An 18,525-nucleotide genomic window follows, 5' to 3' on the forward strand; every position below is an offset into this window, starting at 1 on the left:
TGGAGAAGGAAAATAGCAGCATGGGACATACCATGAAGGGTCAGAAGCCTTTACTGGCCAGGGTCCGGCGCATCAAGGGCCAGGCCGCGGCCATCGAGCGTGCGCTGGAGGAGGGGCAGGAATGCATGGCGGTGTTGCAGCAGATCGCCGCCATTCGCGGGGCGGTGAACGGATTGATGGCCGAGGTGCTGGAAGGCCATCTGCGTGAGCATCTGCTACTGCAGCAGCCTGCCGCAGACGGGCCGGAAGCGCAGCCGGCCCGGCAGGCTGAGGTGGATCAGGTGATGCGGATCGTGCGTTCTTACCTGAAGTAAGCGCTCAGCGGCCTTTGCCCATGGCCTCGCTGACCCGGAAACGTCCAGCCAGCAAACCCAGCAGGCCGATGGTGTGACGGGTCTGTTCCACGCAGTCGGACAGGCTTTGCTGTGCCAGGTGCATGGAGCTGGCCACGGTACCGATCTCTGCCGTGGCACTGGCATGGGCCTGGCCGGAATCGGTAAGCTGGCCGATGGTGCCAAGCAGGCTGCTGACAATGCGCTGTACTTCGATGTTTTCTCCGGCCGATGCCTCGGCCAGCTGCAAGCCCTGTTCCAGGTGCTGCATGCCGCTTTGCATGGTATTCACCGCCTCGCTCGCCTGGTGCTGCACCCGCTGGATCATGCCGTCGATTTCCAGCGTCGACTTGCTGGTGCGTTCCGCCAGCTTGCGCACTTCGTCGGCCACCACGGCAAAGCCACGGCCGCTTTCCCCGGCCCGTGCCGCTTCGATGGCGGCATTGAGCGCCAGCAGATTGGTCTGCTTGGCAATTTCCTGAATCAGGCTGACTACCTGTTCGATTTCGCGGGTGCTGTCGCTGAGCTGGGCAATGGTCTGTGCCGAGTGTCCGACCGTCTCGCGGATGCCCAGCGTACTCTGGCTGACCGTGTCCAGTTGCTGGCGGGCCAGCAACTGTTGCTGCTGCATGGCCAGTTCCATGCCGTTGGCGTTGTGATTGGCGGTGTCGAGTGTTTCCTGCTGCCGGCTCAGCCCGTCCTGGGTGCGTTGTACCGTGCTCAATACCTGGCTGGCAGCCGTCACCGTGGCCATATTGTGCGCGGCCATGTCGTGGTTGCGCTGCTGCAGCGACTGGCTCAGCCGTATCACCTGACCCAGCGTGCGGTCGAACTGGTCGATCAGGCTGTTGACCCATTGTGCCATCACCCCGGTTTCGTCCGACCTGAGCTGGCTGCGGTCCAGCCGCAGGGTGAGGTTGCCATCGCCTTCGGCGATATTGCGTATCATGCCGCTCATGCCGCGCAGTCGTAAGGCCAGCGGCCGGGTAAAGGCCTGGCGAAACACCACGGCCCCCGCCACCAGCAATAGCAGGTTCAGCAAGAGCTGCAGGCCGGCCGGCGGGGCGAGCAGGGTCTGTACTGCATAGCCCACGCCGAGCAGCAGCAGCTGCACCCCGACAAAGCCACGCATCAGCCGCTGGCTGACCGAGCGATAGCGGTAGACTTCGGCCAGATCGGCCTCGCACATCATGCCCCATACATCCGCAGAGCCGGGCATCTGGAAGCGGATGCCCTTGCCGATCACCGGGATGTGACGGTAGTCGGAATAGCCCGGATAGGTGACGAACAGGTTTTCCCCGTGGCGTATGGTTTCACGTACGCCGGGGTGCAGCTGGCCGGTGGCCGGATCATTGAACACCAGTTCCAGCTCGGTGTGCTGGGCAACCTTCACCACGCCGTAGGCCGTCTTGACCCCGTCTTTCAGATTGTCGCCGCCGCTGAAGGTACGGTCTTCAAAGCGCGAGCGCGACAAGGCCGTGCCCGGCGCAATGCCCGGGTCGAAGCGGGACTGCACCATGAACAGATAATTGTCGCCGGACTCATGGAAAATATGGCCGGCTTCGCGCTGGATCAGGTCGCCCACCACATCGTTGGGCACCCGCGCGCACAGGCAGGCCTGTTGCTGTCCGTTCAGGCGCAAGGGACGCATGAACAGCAAGGTGACGGCATCGTGAAAGCTGGAGCTGCGCGGGCCCTGCTGCAGGGTTTGCGGGTCGCGGTAGGGACCATAGAGAAAGGCTTGCTGCAAGCCCTGCGCCAGCGCCGCCGCATGTGGCCCCTGCGTACAGGCGCGGCTGCCGGCACTGGAGGCCAGCACCCGGTTGTCCGGAAGCAGGATGAACAGCTCGGTGACATCCGGCAGCTCGGACAGGCGTGACGCCAGTTCGCTCGCCAGCTGTTCCGGCGCCATGCTGCCCAGCCGCATGGCCAGGCCTTCCAGCTGCCGCCATTGTTGCTCCGCCCATTGCTGCAGTATCAGCACCCGCAAACGCCCAAAGTTGTCAAAAATGCTTTCCAGCGCCGGGTAGCGGTCACGGTTATAGGCACAGGCCAGGCCCATGGCCAGTTTGCCGCTGGGGCCCAGCCAGGGTAGCCAGCGTTTTTCTGCCGCACTCAGGGCCATGCGATGGCTGATCAGACTCATGGACATCTCCAGATGGGGTGATGGGCAGCAAGCCCGACAAACTTTCCCCATGCGTGATGCAAGATGCATGCCTGTGGTGCAAGAAATTAAAGTGTTGAATTACACCGAATCGATTGATTTGAAAGATATTGTATTCAATATGCCAGTTTTATTGCACCATTCTGGATGGCTCGCCCTGTTTGGGTGCGGGAATGCCCTGTTGTGAGGCACGCGCTGACCAGCTGTTGCACCGGCTAAAACGCTGTCAGCGGTTTTTTTCACTTCATCTGCGCTGGGGGCTGGCGCTGCCCTGCCTGAGTAGGCTATGGATAGAGTCATGAAACCTCTGCACGTAACGACTTACAACATCCACAAAGGCATGTCGCCGCTTAACCGTCACCTGCGCGTGGAAGAAATTGCCCAGGCGCTGGAGACACTGTCCCCCGACCTGCTGTTTTTGCAGGAGGTACAGGGCAAGAACCTGCTGCGCGCCTTGCGTCATGAGGGCTGGCCGCTGCTGCCGCAGCACCACTACCTGGCACGGCGGCTGGACCACAAGGTGGCCTACGGGCTGAATGCGGCGTATGAGCATGGCCACCATGGCAATGCGCTGCTGTCACGCTATCCCATCATCGAGTGGTGCAATCGCGATATCTCGGTCAACCGCTTTGAAAGCCGGGGCGTGCTGCATTGCGTGATGCTGCCCAAGGGCTGGCAGCAGCCGGTGGTGGCCTTGTGTGCCCATCTCAATCTGCTGGCGCGCGACCGCCGCAAGCAATATGCCAATCTGGTGCATTACATCGGTGCTGCCATTGCGCCGGATGTGCCCATCATCCTGGCCGGCGACTTCAATGACTGGCAGGGCGAGGCCAGCCACTGCCTGCAGGAGGCCGGCCTGCAGGAGGTGTTCCAGCAAAAGAGCGGGCGCTATGCGCTGAGTTTTCCGGCGCGCATGCCGCTGTTGCCGCTGGATCGCATCTATGTGCGCGGCCTGCAGGTGGTGAGTGCCGAAGTGCAGCATGGCCGGCCCTGGTCGCGGCTATCCGACCACCTGCCGATCTGCGCCTCCTTGTTGCCTGCCTGAGCAGGCGTGGGGGGGCTGTTTTCGCATTGGAATATCGGCGATTGCCGATTGATCAATCACTGCTTAATTCCTGAGTATTCTGGTGTAATAACGCCGGTTTCCTGCAAAAAATGTCTATTCATGGCAGGAATGCTGCATTGGGCTTGACGCAATATGAAAATCCATGTTCAAATACATCCAAACTTGATCGCCGATTTGACACAGCTTGCGGGCGTAAAACAGCTAAAGCGTGGGTAAGCAGACCCCGATGCACTCTCTTCTGCTTATATAATCTTTACCAAGCATTCAAAGATTCCATGCCCAGCCCGCCGCAGTCATTGGCGGGCTTTCTGCATTCTGGAGTGTTTGAATGATTCATCTGCAAAATATCTGCAAGCGCTTTCGCCGCCCCGACGGCGGCTGGTTTGATGCTGTTTGCGATACCTCGCTGTCGATTGCTGCCGGCGAAGTGTTCGGCCTGATCGGCTTTTCCGGTGCCGGCAAATCCACGCTGCTACGACTGATCAATCTGCTGGAGCGGCCTGATTCCGGTGCCGTCATCGTGGCCGGGCAAGACCTGACCGCGCTGGATGCCAAGGCCCTGCGCCGGGCGCGCCAGCAACTGGGCATGGTGTTCCAGCAATTCAACCTGATGGCCAATCGCACGGTGGCAGGCAATATCGCCTTTCCGCTGGAAATTGCCGGCTGGTCTGCTGCGGACATCGCCAGCCGCGTGGCCGAGTGCCTGGAGATTGTCGGCCTGACCGACCGGGCCGGGCACTATCCGGCGCAGCTGTCCGGCGGGCAGAAGCAGCGGGTGGGCATTGCCCGTGCGCTGGCGCCGCGGCCCAAGGTGATTCTGGCGGACGAACCCACCTCCGCACTCGACCCCAAGACCACCCAATCCATTCTGGATTGCCTGAAGGATATCAATCAGCGCTTTGGCGTGACGGTGGTGATTGTCACCCACGAAATGCATGTGGTGCGCTCCATCTGCCATCGTGCCGCGGTACTGGATGCCGGTCGCGTGGTGGAGGTGGTGGAAGTCAACGGGGCAGAAGTGGATGCCCGCTCGGCGCTGGCGCGCTCGCTGCTGGAGGCCGCGTAATGGAAGAGCTGACTTTTGCCGCTGCGCTGGCTGACCTGGCCAGCATGGCTCCGGAAATCTGGCAGGCCTGCCGCGAAACGGCGCTGATGCTGGCGGTGGGGTTGGCGGCCGCCATTACCCTGGGCGGCCCGCTGGGCATCGTGTTGTACCTGTCACAGCCGGGGCAGCTGTTTGCCAACCGCTGGGTCCATGGCCTGCTGGGCTGGACGGTGAACCTGGTGCGCTCCTTCCCCTTCATCATCCTGATGGTGTCGCTGGTGCCGCTGACCCGGCTGATCGTCGGCAGCACCATCGGCCCGGTGGCCGCTGCCGTGCCGCTGTCCTTTGCCGCCATTCCCTATTTCGCCCGTCTGGTGGAGCAAACCCTGCGTGAAATCCCGCGCGGGGTGGTGGAGGCGGCTGAGGCCATGGGTGCCAGCCCGCTACAGATCGTCGTCAAGGTGCTGCTGAACGAGGCGCGTTCCGGGCTGATTTCCAGCCTGACCATTCTCACCATCAGTTTTCTGAGTTACTCCGCCGTGGCGGGGGTGGTGGGTGGTGGCGGCATTGGCGACCTGGCCATCCGCTATGGTTATTACCGCTTCCAGACCGATGTGATGGTGGCCATGGTGCTGCTGCTGGTGCTGATCGTGCAGATCATCCAGTTTGTCGGCAACCGGCTGGCCGCGCGGCTGGACAAGCGCTAAGCGGACTGATTCCAGACCGGGCGGGCTGGCCTGTCCAGCCCAGCCCGGCATTTTCCCCTACCTGTATATCGCAAGGAGTTCGTATGCGTAGATTTGTCATCAAGGCGCTGGCCGCCTCGCTGCTGGGCCTGGCCGTGGCCGGTTCTGCCCTGGCTGCCGACCCGGCCAAGAAGGAAATCGTGATTGGCACCACCGTGGGTGACTTTGGCGACATGGTCAAGCAGTCGATCAAGCCCATCCTGGAAAAGCAGGGCTATAGCGTGAAGCTGGTGGAATTCACCGACTATGTGCGTCCCAATCTGGCCTTGCAGGAAGGCGCGCTGGACGTGAACGTGTTCCAGCACAAGCCTTACCTGGACAGCTTCGTCAAGGAACACAAGCTGAGCCTGAAGGAAGTGTTCCAGGTGCCGACCGCTCCGCTGGGCATTTATCCGGGCAAGCTCAAATCGCTCAAGGACGTGAAGGATGGCAGCACGGTTTCCGCACCAAACGATCCGTCCAACTTTGCCCGTGCGCTGGTGATGCTGAACGATCTGGGCTGGGTCAAGCTCAAGCCGGGCATCAATCCGCTGACCGCCTCCGAGCGGGATATTGCCCAGAATGTGAAGAAGCTGAAGATTGTCCAGCTGGAAGCTGCCCAGCTGCCGCGTTCGCGCAATGATGTCGACTTTGCCGTGATCAATGGCAACTACGCCACCAGCTCCGGCATCAAGCTGACCGAGGCCATCTATCAGGAAAAGAGCTATGCCTATGTCAACTGGGGTGTGGTACGGGCGGCCGATGCCGGCAAGCCGTGGGCGCGTGATGTGATTGCCGCCTACAACTCCCGCGCCTTCAGCGACTGGGCCAAGCAAAAGTATGTAGGCTACAAATTCCCGCAGGGCTGGAAATAAGCCGGCCATGCAAAGGGCCGCCCTGGTGGGCGGCCCGGATACGGTTTTCTTGTAACACTCCTGGCTACAAGACTTGTGCGGAGGGCATGGCCCTCCGTTTTTTTATTTGACCATGGTGAAACAACACAGCTTGTTGCCATCCAGGTCGCGGAAATAGGCACCGTAGAAGTCGTCACCGCGCAGGCCGGGCGCGCCCTCGTCCTGGCTGCCCAGCTGCAGTGCATGAGCGTGCAGTTTGTCGACGTCGGCACGGTTGTCCAGATAAAAGCCCACCATCACCCCGTTGCCTGCCGTGGCCGGCTCGCCATTGAATGGCCGCATGATGGCCAGTTGTGGCCGCTCCGGATGGGTGCCCCAGCAGATGCCACGGTCCATTTCCCACAGGCGGCTGGCACCGATGCCGGCCAGCAAGGTGTCGTAGAAGGCGGCAGCGCGCTGCAGGTCGTTGCTGCCGAGAGTGACGTAGCCAATCATGATGTTCTCCTGAAAAAGTCCTTCATCGTTTGCTGTGCTGCGGTGATGCGGCGTTGAAAACGCCTGCGCCATGGGCATGGCTGGTCTTGCCGTCTGTCTCATGCCGGCCGGCGCTAGGCGCTGATCATCCGGCGCAGGCCAAACCGGCTGCGCTTGTCGGCGGCTTATTCACACACGGTAAACGGTGCCGCCACATCCTGGCAGCGCGGCTGCACCTGGATAGAGGCAGCGCTGCGCCAGTGCGGGCCGTGGAACACCGCTTCGATATTGTTGCCGTCCGGGTCGGTGAGATAGGCGGCGTAATAGCCATCGTGGTAGGGGCGTTCGCCCGGCTGGCCATTGTCGCTGCCGCCGGCGGCCAGCCCGGCCTGATAAAAACGCTGCACCCGGCCCGGATCGGCTGTCTGGAAGGCCAGATGCACATGGCTGCGGCTGGCCGGGCTGCCGCAGGAGACAAACAGTTCGTCGGCCCAGAAATAATCCGGACCTTCACCGGTCAGTTCACGTCCCAGGGCCTGCAGCACGGCGCGGTAAAAGCGCTTGCTGGCCGGCAGGTCGGACACGACAAGGTGAACATGGTCGAGCAGTCTTCCGTAATGGTATTCCATGGGACATCTCCTCTATGGAAGCGCCATGGCCTGCCGTGGTTTGATGCAAAACCGCCGGGCAGGGCGCTTCTTTTCTTGACGACTTTTGTCCCATCATACGCCGCAGTGCTGGCGCTGCCCATCCGGTGAAGTACGGCATTCAGCGTGCCAGCCATTCCTCGACAAACTGCTGGCGAAAGGTGCGCAGCCGCTGCAGGCGTTCTTCCGCCATGGCACGGCCGGCTGCTGTCTGCATCATGGCCGGCAGCTTTTCCAGCTTGACCTCGATGTGATCCAGCGCGTATTCACGGTCGTCCAGCTGGCGTGTGCTGGCCAGTGGATCATCCGCGTGCGCCAGCTGGCGACCCATGCGGCCGGAGGTGTAAAACATGCGCGCCAGGCCAATGGCTCCCAGCGCGTCCATGCGGTCGGCGTCCTGCACGATCTGTGCTTCCAGCGTGCGTGGCGTGATATTGGCGGAAAAACTGTGTGCCTCGATGGCGTGGGCCACGGCCTGCAGTTTGTCGGCAGGAAAACCGGCCGCCTGCAGCAGCGGGCCGGCCTTGGCAGCGGCCATGCGCGACGCCTGTTCGCGCTGCGGGTGGTTCTTGGGCAGATTGACCAGATCATGCAGATAGCAGGCAGCCAGCACCACCAGGGCATCGGCCTCGCTGTGCTGTTGCAGGATGTGCCGTGCGGCAGCCCAGACGCGATGGAAATGGCTGAGGTCATGCGCGCCATCATCGTCGGCCGCTTGCTGTTGCAGCAGCGTGATCAGCTGTTGTTGCCAGTATTGCAGCAGCGGGGTGTCGGACAGGGGCAGGGGGGCAGAGGGAGCGTTCATGGCAGGGTATCGGTTGGCGGGCCGTTGATTACACCCCTGCCGCCAGCCGGCGTCAACCATGGCGGCAGCAGGGGCGGGCAGGTGGCTCAGCCGTGCAGACGGCAGTAGTCGCCGGCAATGGCGGCCGCCAGCCGGGCATTGTTCAGCACCAGCTGGATATTGGCGGCAAGGCTGTTGCCACCGGTCAGTTCGCATACCCGTGCCAGCAGGAAGGGGGTAGATTCCTTGCCGCCAATGCCTTGTGCGCTGGCTTCACCCAGGGCCTGTTCGATGGCGGCATCGATGCTGGCGCTGGACAGGGCGTATTGCGCGGGAATCGGGTTGGCCACCACCATGCCGCCTTGCAGTTGCAGCTCCCACTTGGCTTTCATCACGGCGGCGATGGCGGCCGGGCTATCCAGGCGGTAGTCCACCTTGAAGGCGCTGTCGCGGCTGAAGAAGGCCGGCAGGGTGGTGGTTTGATAGCCGATGACCGGCACGCCATGGGTTTCCAGATATTCCAGGGTCAGGCCCAGGTCGAGAATGGATTTGGCCCCGGCACACACCACGGCCAGCGGGGTCTGCGCCAGTTCCTGCAAGTCGGCAGAAATGTCGAAGCTCTGCTGCGCACCGCGATGCACACCACCAATGCCACCGGTGGCGAATACGCGGATGCCGGCCATGGCGGCCACGATCATGGTAGAGGCCACGGTGGTGGCACCGGTCTGGCCGGCTGCCACGATAAAGGGGATGTCACGGCGGCTGACCTTGACCACCTCGCGGCCGTTCTTGCCCAGCACTTCGATGTCTGCGCGGCTGAGGCCGGCTTTCAGCCGGCCATTGATGATGGCAATGGTGGCCGGCACCGCGCCATGGGCGCGCACTTCGGCTTCCACTTGCAGGGCGGTTTCCACATTCTGCGGATAGGGCATGCCATGCGAAATGATGGTGGATTCCAGTGCCACCACCGGCTGGCCGGCGGCCAGGGCGGCGGCGACTTCGGGATGGATGTCCAGGTAAGCGTGTTGGGTCATGATGGCTCCGGGTAAGACAGGGTTGGGCACAGCTGCTGGATGGCGGCCAGCGACAGGGTAGGGTTGTTGGTGGCGGCGCAGCTCAGGGTCAGCGCGGCGCAGGCCTGGGCCAGGCACACCGCTTCGGCCAGCGGCAATTGTTGCAGCCAGCCCCAGGCCAGGCCAGCCATTAGCGCATCGCCGGCGCCGGTGGCGTTGACGATGTCCACCTGCGGGGCCGGGCTCCAGCCCTGGCCTGCGGCGCTGCTGTAGAACACGCCGTCACCCGCCAGGCTGAGGATGACTTGCTGCACGCCCTGCTGGTGAAACCAGTCGGCGACGGCCGGTGCATCGGCTGGGCCAGCCAGTGGCAGGCCGGACAGGGTGGCGGCTTCGAGGCGATTGGGCTTGATGGTGTGGATGCGGCCCAGCCAGGGGCGGATGCGTTCGGCCTTGAAGGCTGACACGGTATCGACAAACACCGGCTGTTGTTCGGCTTCGGCAAACAGCCAGGCCAGTGCATCGGGTGACAGGTTGGCGTCGGCCACGATCAGGCCGGCATGGCGGACCAGCTCGCGCTGCGGGGCCAGCCTGGCGGCATCCAGCCGGTTCAGCACCTGCATGTCGTTGATGGCGATGGCCATGTCGCCATCCGGGCCGTGGATGGACAGATAGGTGGAGGTGGCGGCGTCCGGCAGTACCAGCACCGGGCGCACATCCACCCCGGCGCGCTGGGTGGAGTCCAGTAGCGAGCGGCCATACAGATCGTCGCCCACGGCGCTGAGCAGCCGGCAATCCGCTCCCAGCCGCGCCAGATTCTCGGCAATATTGCGCGCCACGCCTCCGGGCGAGCAGCTGACCTGGCCGGGATTGGAGTCGCCAAAGCGCAGGTTGGCCGGCGTGCTGCCGCGGATGTCCATATTGGCCCCGCCCAGCAGCACCACATAGCGGGTCTCGGCCAGGATGTAGCCTTTGCCCAGGATATGGCCTTTTTGCATCAGCTTCATGATGTGGCCGGCTGCCGCCGAGCGGCTGATGCCCAGCTGGTCTGCCAGCTGTTGCTGCGGGATCAGCGGGTTCTGGCGCAGCAGTTGCAGGATTTCCTGCTCACGTTGTGTCATCAAACAAATGTCCGTAATGCTAACTTTTGTTTGATTGTGTCGCAGTCACCGGCACGGGTCAAGCCGCCGGGCGGTCTGGCCGCGCGCGCTAGCCGCTGATGAAGGGGCGCACGGTGTCCAGCAGCTTGTTGGTATAGCTGGCCTTTTCCCCTACCGGCACCACGTAATCCAATGCTTCGCGGGTGGCGGTTTCGCTGCTGCGCTTGAGCATCACCCAGCTGGCCAGGTATTGCGCCGACAGGCAGCCGCCGGCCGTGGCCAGATTGCCGCTGGCATGGAAGGGTGCGTCCAGCACTTCGATGCCGGCCTGTTCCACCCAGGGTTTGGTGCGCTGGTCGGTACAGGCCGGCAGCTTGTCGATCAGCCCCAGCCTGGCCATCAGCAGGGTGCCGGAACACTGTGCGCCAATCAGCTGGCGGGCCGGATTGAGCTGCAGGCGGGCCAGCAGTTCCGGGTCGTTGGCGAAGTCACGGGTCATGACGCCGCTGCCAAACAGCACCACGTCGGCCTGGTTGGCAAACTCCAGCGGTTGCTGGGCGCGCACGGTGACGCCATTCATCGAGGTGATCTGTTCACTCGGGCTGGTGATGCAGGCTTCCCAGCCATGTGGCTGCATGCGGTTAAGCATGCCGGCGGCAATGAACGAGTCCAGCTCGTTGAAACCCTGAAACGTGACGATGGCGATTTTCATGCTGTCTCCTTAGGCGCGCAGCCGGCGGACGGTCGCTGACAAAATGACATGGCATTGCTGCGTAGGGCTTTTGTCCGCGGTGCCAAGGGCTGCGGCATGCTGTTGGTCTGGCGGGCAGGAGACAGGATTATGCTGCTGTTATCGATTGTTGGCGATAAAGATCTTGCCGGGCGGGAAATCGGGTCATAAAGCTGCGTGGCAGCGGGGGGCGTACATGGCCGCCAGCATCAGCATGGCAGCCATGACGGGGAGGTTTACAGCCGGTACTGGCTGAGGGTGCTGATTTGCTGGCGGGCCAGTTCGTCCAGATGGCGGGCACTGCTGGCGGCTTCCTGTGCCGCGCTGGAGGACTCTTCGGTCATCTGGGCAATCTGCTCCACCTGCACCGCGATATTGTTGGTGGCCTTGCCCTGTTCGGTAATGGCATCGGAAATCTCACTGACCATGTGCACGGTATTGCCGGTGGCTTCGCCGATCTGCTTGATGGCGCCATCGGCATGGTCGGCACGGCTGACCCCGTTGCGCACCAGTTCTTCGGCCGAGTGCATCTGCTCGGTGGCCTGGCGCGAGCGGTCACGCATGGCGCTGATGGTCGAGGAGATTTCCTGGGTGGAGCTGCTGGTGCGTTCGGCCAGCTTGCGTACCTCGTCGGCCACCACGGCAAAACCACGGCCCATTTCACCGGCGCGGGCTGCTTCGATGGCGGCATTCAGCGCCAGCAGATTGGTCTGGTCGGCAATGTCCTTGATCACCCCCACCACGGTATCCACCTGGGCGCTGTAGGTATCCAGTTCGCGGATGCTGCCGGCGGCACTGTCCACCGCCTGGGAAATCTCGCGGATGTCGCTGATGGTTTGCGAGATGGTGCTGGAGCCCTGCTGGGCCAGCGTGCCGGCATTGTGGGCCAGATCGCGTGATTCACTGGCGCGGCTGGCTACGTGGTTGATGCTGACCGTCATCTGTTCGATGGTGGCCGCCATATTGGCGGAAGAGGCCGACTGCGAGTCGGCGGCGGCAGCCACCTGGGTGGCGGTCTGCGACAGGCCTTGCGAGGCATCGGCCACCGAGCGCGCGCCATCCAGTATCGATTTCAGATTGCGTTGCAGCCCATCCAGCAGGCTGTTGAACGCGGCAGCGGTCAGGCCGATTTCATCCTTGCTCACCTGCGGTGCGCGCTGGGTGAAGTCCAGCGACTGGCTGACCTGCTGCATGGTGCTCTGGATGGACGACAGGCCGCGGCTGATGGTGCGGAACAGTACCACGCCCATGTACAGCACCAGCAGCAGGACAACAGCAATCACGCCACCGGTTTGCAGCAAGGCGCTGTTGTAGGCAGCCTTGTTGGTTTCCAGCGTGTCGAAGGCCAGCTTGAGGTTGTACTCGGTGTGGGCAATCAAGGCCTTGCGCATTTCTATGCCGGCGATGTACAAGGGGCCGTCGCGCAGCATGGCATCGGCTTGATCCTCTTTACCCCCCTTGTCCAGTTCGAAGAATTTGCTGCGTTCGGCACGATAAGCGGCCAGTTTGACCCTGTCATCCTGCAGCAGCTGGCGGTCGTGATCGTCCGAGATCAGGTTTTTCTCGTAGTCGTTGATCAGGTCATCCAGTTTCTTGTCGGCTTCACCGGACATGGCTTCTGCTGCCGCTTTTTCGCCTGGAGTATGGGAAATCGCATGCTTGGTAATGGCATTCTTGATATCCATGAAGGCATACACCATGCCATTCAGGTCGCGCACGCTGGGGGCCAGGTTGCTGATGGTGTCTTCAAAACGGTTGCTGGCCTGTTTTTGTTGGTAGGCACCAAAGCCACCCACCAGCAAGAGGGCGAGCAGGGCGATGGCCAGGGTCAGCATGAGGCGTCTGATGATGGTCATGGGAAAGTCCTTGCTAGGTTAAGGGCCGCTTGCCGTGGCAACGACCAAGTATTCTTTCTACGTAGCTATACGTATAGCATCGATTCATGACGTTTGTAGGGCTATTTCAAGCAGGCAGAGCCTGCGGGCTGGCACCTGCCCGCTCAAGCGGCAAAAAAAGACCGCACCATCTGGCGGTGCGGTCTGGCATGGGTGGCGGACTGCGCTGGCTTTAGCGGGTACTGGCCAATTGCCAGCGGCTATTTTCCAGGATTTGCAATTGCAGCCCGTGGTGTTGCAACAGGCTGCTGCGGTGGCCCACGCTGACGATGGTGGTGGCGGGCAATTGCTGGCGCAGCAGGCGGTACATGGCGTCTTCCAGCCCTTCATCCAGCGCCGAGCTGGCTTCGTCGAGGAAGGCGATGGCCGGTTTGTTCAGCAGCAAGCGGCCAAAGGCCAGCCGCTGCTGCTCGCCCAGCGACAGGGTCTGGCTCCAGTCGCGTTCTTCATCCAGCCGGCCCTGCAGATGGCCCAGCTGCACGGTTTGCAGCACCATGGCGGCTTCCTGTGTGGCAGCAGCCGGCGCGCTGGCGGGGTAATACAGTGCATCGCGCAACGTGCCGCCCGGCAGGTAGGGCTTTTGCGACAGGAACATCAGCCCCTGCTGTGGCCGGATGATCTGTCCGCTGCTATAGGGCCACAGCCCGGCCAGGCTGCGCAGCAGGGTGGTCTTGCCGCTGCCGGAGGCACCCCGGATCAGCAGGGCGCTGCCGCTCGCGATGTCCAGATTGACCTGCTCCAGCAAGGTACGGCCATCCGGGGCTTGCAGGCTGAAGTTTTCCAGTGCCAGCCGGGTGCCGTCGCTGCGTATGTCCGGGCGCGGCAGGGCGGCGGCTTCCTGCATGGAGTCGCAATAACCGGACAGACGGTTCAGTACCGCACGGTAGCCGGCAAAGTCGTCGTAGGCATTGCGGAAGAAAGACAGATTGTCATGCAGGGTGCCAAAGGCCTGCGAGGTTTGCATCAGGTCGCCCAGGGTGATCTGCTTGGAGAAAAAGCGGTGCGCCTGCACGATCAGCGGAAACACCACCGCGGTCTGGCTGACAATCAGGTTGAAGCCCTGGAATTTCAGCGACCGGAACACGATGCGCCAGTTGTTGTGGATGATCTGGCCGAAGCGGCTGCGCAGCAGCATGCCTTCCACTTTTTCACCGGCATAAAATGCGATGCTTTCCGCATACTCCAGCAAGCGCACCAGCAGGTAACGGTAATTGGCGTTGTACTGTTCGTTAAGGAAGTTCAGCCGCACCAGCGGACGACCGATCTTCACCGCCAGCACGGTGGCGATCAGCACATACAGGAAGACGGCAAACACCATGGCGCGCGGGATGTCCACCCCCAGCAGGTGCAGCGGGCCGGACAGGTTCCACAGGATCAGCGTGTAGGCCAGGGTGGAGACCAGCGAGCTGACCACGCCCATCGACAAGCCCAGCGAGCTGCTGACAAAGCTGCTCACATCCTGCTGGATACGCTGGTCGGGGTTGTCGCTGCGCTGCGGCAGGTATTGCAGGCGGTAGAAGGAGTCGTTCTGCAGCAGTTTCTGCAGCAATTGCTCGTTCAGCCAGGCGCGCCAGTGGATGGAGAAGCTCTGGTTGACGTAAAAGCTGAACAGGCTGCGCAGCACATGGATGCTGGCCAGGATGCAGAAAATGCGGACAAAGCTCCAGAACAGGCTTTCATTCAACTGCTGCAGCGAGGTATACAGCCCGTTGCTCCAGTTGGACAACACCACGTCCAGCCGTACGCCGGCCAAGGTCAGCAGCAGGATCAAGGCCAATCCCAGCAGCGGTTTGGCACTGCGCCGCAGGCTGAAATAGCTGCCGCTCAGTTGCCAGAATTGCCGCCCCCAACTGGTGAGCCGTACCAGCGCCCACACCGTCAGCACAAACAACAGGCAGGTGAGGCCATAGGCTTTGGCAATCCACAGCAGGCTATTGCTCAGTTCCTGATTCCAGTTCATGTTTCCCCTTCAGTCAAACTCACAGCCAACCCATGCCTAGCTGCCGGAGGCCGGGCGCTGCGCTACAGCATCTTGTCCCGGTCTGGCGGTGCAGCGGCATGCCTGGCCCGTCATGCGTATCCGCAGGCCATGGCGAGGCCCCAGCATACTTTGCGCCAGCCACCACGCCAATCACCTTCGTCTGCCAAGTCATGAAAAAGTGCTGCGGGCGGCTGGAAAAAGACGGCGGGCGGCGGGCGGCGCACCAGCCAGCGGTGAGCGGGCCCGTCATGGCCGGGCCTGTCTGCTCAGTGGCGGACTACCACAGCATCTTGACGCACTGCTCGCCCAGCCAGTCCTGCAAGGCCAGCAGCAGGCCGTCATCCAGCCGCACCCCCCAGGCTTGCGGCAGGGCGACATCGCCACGGGCCTGGGCATTGCTGTAGCTGATGCGTACCAGGCAGCCGTTTTCCTCGTCGCGGTAAGGGCCAAGCAGGCTTTTCAGCTTGCCGACATCGGCATTGCCGTTCATCTGCAAGGACAGGCCGCGGGCAAAGCGGCTGCGCGCCTCGCCCAGATCGTACAGGCGGTCGGCCATGATGCGCAGGCCGCCGGAGAAGGCGTCTTCCGTCACCTTGCCCTGCACCACCAGCACGATGTCTTCCTTCAGCCGGTTGCGATTGCTTTCATAGCTGTCGCCAAACAGGCTGATTTCGCGCTTGGCGCTGCCATCGTCCAGCTCGACAAAGGCCATCTTGCCGCGATTGCCCATCTTGACGCGGATGCCGGTGACAAAGCCGGCCAGCAGCTGCGGCTCCTTGCGTGGAGACAGGCGTGACAGCGTGGTCTTGATGAAGGCGCGCACTTCCTGGGCATAAGCCGAGAAGGGGTGGCCGGACAGGTAAAAGCCGATGGCGACTTTTTCTTCCGCCAGCTTGACCGCGTCGTTCCAGGGGCGGGTTTCCACCATTTCCACCGCCGGCGCCACATCGTCGCCGAACATGTCGAACAGGCCGCCCTGATTGATATTGGCGTGAGCCTGGTCGGCGGCTTCCATGGCCAGGCCGACATTGGCAAACAGCTTGGCGCGGTTGGGTTCGATGCTGTCAAAGGCGCCGGCGCGGATCAGCGCCTCGATCACCCGCTTGTTGACCAGCTTTTTGTCGGTGCGCTGGCAGAAGTCGAACAGGCTGGTGTAGGGGCCGCTGGCTTCGCGCACCGCCACGATGTGATCAACCGCCGATTCGCCACTGCCCTTGATCGCGCCCAGCGCGTAGCGGATTTCCTGACGGCTGACCGGCACAAAGCGGTAATAGCTGTGATTGACGTCCGGCGGCAGGAAGCGCAGGCCGTTCTTGGCGTCGGTGGCGTCATCGTAGAACACCTTGAGCTGGTCGGTGTTGTCCAGTTCGGTGGACATGGTGGCCGCCATATAGGCGGCGCAGTGGTGGGCCTTGAGCCAGGCGGTGTGGTAAGCCACCAGCGCATAGGCCGCCGCGTGCGACTTGTTGAAGCCGTAGCCGGCGAACTTCTCCATGTAGTCGAAGATTTCGTTGGCCTTGGCTTCGGGAATGTCCTGCTTGGCGGCACCCTGCACGAACATGGCGCGCTGCGCCACCATTTCCTCTACCTTCTTCTTACCCATGGCGCGGCGCAGCAAGTCGGCACCGCCCAGCGAGTAACCGCCAATCACCTGGGCGGACTGCATCACCTGTTCCTGATACACCATGATGCCGTAAGTCGGTGCCAGTACCGGTTCCAAGAGCGGGTGCAGGTATTCGAACTTGGCGCCGTGCATACGCTGGATGAAGTCGGGAATCAGGTCCATCGGGCCCGGACGGTACAGCGCCACGAAGGCGATAATTTCTTCGAACTTGCTGGGTTTGGCCTCCACCAGCATTTTTTTCATGCCGGAGGATTCAAACTGGAACACGCCGGTGGTGTTGGCACTGGCAAAAATCTTGTAGGCGTCGGCATCGTCCAGCGGCAGGTGGGCAACGTCCACGTCCTCATTGCTGACCTGCTTGATGTAGCGCTGGGCCAGTTCGATGATGGTGAGGTTGCGCAGGCCCAGGAAGTCGAACTTCACCAGGCCGATCTGCTCCACATCGTCCTTGTCGAACTGCGATACCGGCGAAGCACCATCGGCACTGGCGATATACAGCGGGCAGAAGTCGGTCAGCCGGCCGGGGGCAATCAGCACACCACCGGCGTGCATGCCGATGCCGCGGGTGAGGTCTTCCAGCTTCATTGCCAGTTCGATCAGTTCGCCCGCGCCTTCGGATTCGATCACTTCGCCGATCTGCGGCTCCACCTCCATGGCCTTTTCCAGACCCAGCGGCTTGTTGGCCTCCAGCGGAATCAGCTTGGACAGGCGGTCGCACAGGCCGAAGGGCAGGTCCAGCACCCGGCCCACGTCGCGAATCACCGATTTGGACGACATGGTGCCGAAGGTGGCAATCTGGCTGACGGCTTCTTCGCCGTATTTCTGCCGGGTGTATTCGATCACGCGCCAGCGGTTTTCCTGACAGAAGTCCACGTCGAAGTCGGGCATGGATACCCGTTCCGGGTTCAGGAAACGCTCGAACAGCAGGGCGTAACGCAGCGGGTCGAGGTCGGTAATGCTCAGGCTGTAAGCCACCAGCGAACCGGCACCGGAACCCCGGCCCGGCCCCACCGGGCAGCCATTGGCCTTACCCCACTGGATAAAGTCCGCCACGATCAGGAAGTAACCGGGAAAGCCCATCTGGATGATGGTGTCGCATTCGAACTTCAGCCGGGCATCGTATTCGGGACGGCGCGCCAGCCGCTCGTCCGGATCGGGATAGAGCTGTTCCAGCCGCATTTCCAGCCCGCGCTTGGCCTCGTACACCAGGAAGTCATCCAGCGTCATGCCTTCCGGGGTGGGGAACAGCGGCAGGTAGTTTTTGCCCAGCACCACGGAAATATTGCAGCGCTTGGCGATTTCCACGGTGTTTTCCAGCGCTTCCGGGATGTCGGCAAAGCGTTCCAGCATCTGCTCGGTGGTCAGGAAATGCTGGCATTCGGAGAAATTGCGCGGGCGGCGCTTGTCACCCAGGGTGTAGCCTTCGGCAATGCACACCCGTGCCTCGTGCGCCTTGAAGTCGTCCGGGTCCAGAAACTGGATGGGATGGGTGGCCACCACCGGCAGCCCGGTTTCACCCGCCAGCCACAGCGTGGCCTGCAGCACGCTTTCCACCTGCGGGTTGTCGACGCGCTGGATTTCCAGATAAAAGCTGCCGGGAAACAGGCTTTCCCAGTATTGCGCCCGGCGCATGGCTTCCTCGCGCTGCCCCATGGCCAGTGCCACGCCCACATCGCCGTGCTGTGCACCGGACAGGCACAAGAGATTGCTGTTGTCGCCCTGTTCCAGCCAGGCGCGCTTGATTTCGGCGCGGCCACGGTACTGGTTATGGGTGAAGGCCATGGTGAGCAGCTCGCACAGGCGGCGATAGCCTTCGCGGTTTTTCACCGTCAGCAGCAGGCGGGTGGGCTTGTCGCGGTCTTCTTCGTTTTCCAGCCAGATATCGGCCGAGACGATGGGCTTGATGCCCTTGCTGCGGCAGGCCTTGTAGAACTTGACCATGCCGAACAGATTCATCAGGTCCGACATGCCCATGGCAGGCATATTGTCCTTCTGCGCACGCTTTACCGCGTCGTCGAGGCGGACAATGCCGTCGGTGATGGAAAACTCCGAATGGAGGCGAAGATGAATAAAGCGGGGTGCGTTCATCCC

General features: G+C 62.3%; 16 protein-coding genes. 6 read left to right on the top strand and 10 right to left on the bottom strand.

Going from position 1 to position 18,525, the window contains the following annotated elements; all coding sequences use genetic code 11:
- The first annotated feature begins 20 nt into the window (after positions 1-20).
- Positions 21-314: a metal/formaldehyde-sensitive transcriptional repressor gene (locus tag JHD64_RS02350; RefSeq protein ID WP_199052134.1), complete on the top strand. Its 294-nt coding sequence runs from the start codon at positions 21-23 to the stop codon at positions 312-314.
- Between the two features lie 4 nt (positions 315-318).
- Here JHD64_RS02350 and JHD64_RS02355 read toward each other — a convergent pair whose 3' ends face one another.
- Positions 319-2,478, bottom strand: a complete 2,160-nt coding sequence (locus tag JHD64_RS02355; RefSeq protein WP_233170296.1) for a methyl-accepting chemotaxis protein — start codon at positions 2,476-2,478, stop codon at positions 319-321.
- Between JHD64_RS02355 and JHD64_RS02360 the strand changes: the two genes are divergently transcribed.
- The 5 genes from JHD64_RS02360 (at position 2,477) to JHD64_RS02380 (ending at position 6,207) form a co-directional block, all read left to right on the top strand.
- Complete coding sequence (locus JHD64_RS02360; protein ID WP_199052135.1) at positions 2,477-2,683, top strand: hypothetical protein; 207 nt, start codon at positions 2,477-2,479, stop codon at positions 2,681-2,683. The two genes, JHD64_RS02355 and JHD64_RS02360, sit on opposite strands and share 2 nt — an antisense overlap.
- A 111-nt stretch (positions 2,684-2,794) precedes the next feature.
- Positions 2,795-3,541: an endonuclease/exonuclease/phosphatase family protein gene (locus JHD64_RS02365; RefSeq protein ID WP_199052136.1), complete on the top strand. Its 747-nt coding sequence runs from the start codon at positions 2,795-2,797 to the stop codon at positions 3,539-3,541.
- A 349-nt stretch (positions 3,542-3,890) separates the two neighbouring features.
- Positions 3,891-4,628 (top strand): methionine ABC transporter ATP-binding protein, encoded by a 738-nt coding sequence (locus JHD64_RS02370; RefSeq protein ID WP_059284553.1) that lies wholly within the window; start codon positions 3,891-3,893, stop codon positions 4,626-4,628.
- A complete protein-coding gene (locus tag JHD64_RS02375; RefSeq protein ID WP_199052137.1) occupies positions 4,628-5,314 on the top strand; it encodes a methionine ABC transporter permease in 687 nt (228 codons plus the stop codon). Before JHD64_RS02370 ends, JHD64_RS02375 begins: the two co-directional genes overlap by 1 nt.
- Before the next feature lie 83 nt (positions 5,315-5,397).
- The gene (locus JHD64_RS02380; RefSeq protein WP_059284555.1) at positions 5,398-6,207 is read left to right on the top strand and encodes a MetQ/NlpA family ABC transporter substrate-binding protein; all 810 of its coding nucleotides are present in this window, start codon (positions 5,398-5,400) and stop codon (positions 6,205-6,207) included.
- Positions 6,208-6,309: 102 nt separating this feature from the next.
- Here JHD64_RS02380 and JHD64_RS02385 read toward each other — a convergent pair whose 3' ends face one another.
- From JHD64_RS02385 to dnaE, 9 genes are all read right to left on the bottom strand, one after another.
- The gene (locus JHD64_RS02385; RefSeq protein ID WP_110313165.1) at positions 6,310-6,681 is read right to left on the bottom strand and encodes a VOC family protein; all 372 of its coding nucleotides are present in this window, start codon (positions 6,679-6,681) and stop codon (positions 6,310-6,312) included.
- A 164-nt stretch (positions 6,682-6,845) separates the two neighbouring features.
- A complete protein-coding gene (locus JHD64_RS02390; RefSeq protein WP_199052138.1) occupies positions 6,846-7,289 on the bottom strand; it encodes a VOC family protein in 444 nt (147 codons plus the stop codon).
- 139 nt (positions 7,290-7,428) lie between these two features.
- Complete coding sequence (locus JHD64_RS02395) at positions 7,429-8,112, bottom strand: HD domain-containing protein (protein ID WP_199052139.1); 684 nt, start codon at positions 8,110-8,112, stop codon at positions 7,429-7,431.
- An 86-nt stretch (positions 8,113-8,198) separates the two neighbouring features.
- The gene (locus JHD64_RS02400; RefSeq protein WP_059284559.1) at positions 8,199-9,125 is read right to left on the bottom strand and encodes a pseudouridine-5'-phosphate glycosidase; all 927 of its coding nucleotides are present in this window, start codon (positions 9,123-9,125) and stop codon (positions 8,199-8,201) included.
- Positions 9,122-10,225, bottom strand: a complete 1,104-nt coding sequence (locus JHD64_RS02405) for a PfkB family carbohydrate kinase (RefSeq protein WP_199052140.1) — start codon at positions 10,223-10,225, stop codon at positions 9,122-9,124. Before JHD64_RS02405 ends, JHD64_RS02400 begins: the two co-directional genes overlap by 4 nt.
- Before the next feature lie 88 nt (positions 10,226-10,313).
- Complete coding sequence (locus JHD64_RS02410) at positions 10,314-10,916, bottom strand: DJ-1/PfpI family protein (protein WP_199052141.1); 603 nt, start codon at positions 10,914-10,916, stop codon at positions 10,314-10,316.
- Between the two features lie 254 nt (positions 10,917-11,170).
- Entirely contained in the window at positions 11,171-12,790 is a 1,620-nt protein-coding gene (locus JHD64_RS02415) for a methyl-accepting chemotaxis protein (RefSeq protein WP_199052142.1), read from the bottom strand.
- Between the two features lie 211 nt (positions 12,791-13,001).
- Positions 13,002-14,789 (bottom strand): ABC transporter ATP-binding protein/permease, encoded by a 1,788-nt coding sequence (locus JHD64_RS02420; protein ID WP_199052143.1) that lies wholly within the window; start codon positions 14,787-14,789, stop codon positions 13,002-13,004.
- Positions 14,790-15,087: 298 nt separating this feature from the next.
- Positions 15,088-18,522, bottom strand: a complete 3,435-nt coding sequence (dnaE, locus tag JHD64_RS02425) for a DNA polymerase III subunit alpha (protein WP_199052144.1) — start codon at positions 18,520-18,522, stop codon at positions 15,088-15,090.
- Positions 18,523-18,525: the final 3 nt, after the last annotated feature.

Origin of the sequence: Aquitalea sp. ASV15 (assembly GCF_016429115.1) — a bacterium.
GTDB lineage: Bacteria > Pseudomonadota > Gammaproteobacteria > Burkholderiales > Chromobacteriaceae > Aquitalea > Aquitalea magnusonii.

What these genes read in the sequence shown, in the direction of transcription:
- JHD64_RS02350 (WP_199052134.1), top strand. Translation starts at nt 21, where the DNA reads ATGGGACATACCATGAAGGGTCAGAAGCCTTTACTGGCCAGGGTCCGG.
- JHD64_RS02360 (WP_199052135.1), top strand. Translation starts at nt 2,477, where the DNA reads ATGGACATCTCCAGATGGGGTGATGGGCAGCAAGCCCGACAAACTTTC.
- JHD64_RS02355 (WP_233170296.1), bottom strand. Translation starts at nt 2,478, where the DNA reads ATGAGTCTGATCAGCCATCGCATGGCCCTGAGTGCGGCAGAAAAACGC.
- JHD64_RS02365 (WP_199052136.1), top strand. Translation starts at nt 2,795, where the DNA reads ATGAAACCTCTGCACGTAACGACTTACAACATCCACAAAGGCATGTCG.
- JHD64_RS02370 (WP_059284553.1), top strand. Translation starts at nt 3,891, where the DNA reads ATGATTCATCTGCAAAATATCTGCAAGCGCTTTCGCCGCCCCGACGGC.
- JHD64_RS02375 (WP_199052137.1), top strand. Translation starts at nt 4,628, where the DNA reads ATGGAAGAGCTGACTTTTGCCGCTGCGCTGGCTGACCTGGCCAGCATG.
- JHD64_RS02380 (WP_059284555.1), top strand. Translation starts at nt 5,398, where the DNA reads ATGCGTAGATTTGTCATCAAGGCGCTGGCCGCCTCGCTGCTGGGCCTG.
- JHD64_RS02385 (WP_110313165.1), bottom strand. Translation starts at nt 6,681, where the DNA reads ATGATTGGCTACGTCACTCTCGGCAGCAACGACCTGCAGCGCGCTGCC.
- JHD64_RS02390 (WP_199052138.1), bottom strand. Translation starts at nt 7,289, where the DNA reads ATGGAATACCATTACGGAAGACTGCTCGACCATGTTCACCTTGTCGTG.
- JHD64_RS02395 (WP_199052139.1), bottom strand. Translation starts at nt 8,112, where the DNA reads ATGAACGCTCCCTCTGCCCCCCTGCCCCTGTCCGACACCCCGCTGCTG.
- JHD64_RS02400 (WP_059284559.1), bottom strand. Translation starts at nt 9,125, where the DNA reads ATGACCCAACACGCTTACCTGGACATCCATCCCGAAGTCGCCGCCGCC.
- JHD64_RS02405 (WP_199052140.1), bottom strand. Translation starts at nt 10,225, where the DNA reads ATGACACAACGTGAGCAGGAAATCCTGCAACTGCTGCGCCAGAACCCG.
- JHD64_RS02410 (WP_199052141.1), bottom strand. Translation starts at nt 10,916, where the DNA reads ATGAAAATCGCCATCGTCACGTTTCAGGGTTTCAACGAGCTGGACTCG.
- JHD64_RS02415 (WP_199052142.1), bottom strand. Translation starts at nt 12,790, where the DNA reads ATGACCATCATCAGACGCCTCATGCTGACCCTGGCCATCGCCCTGCTC.
- JHD64_RS02420 (WP_199052143.1), bottom strand. Translation starts at nt 14,789, where the DNA reads ATGAACTGGAATCAGGAACTGAGCAATAGCCTGCTGTGGATTGCCAAA.
- dnaE (WP_199052144.1), bottom strand. Translation starts at nt 18,522, where the DNA reads ATGAACGCACCCCGCTTTATTCATCTTCGCCTCCATTCGGAGTTTTCC.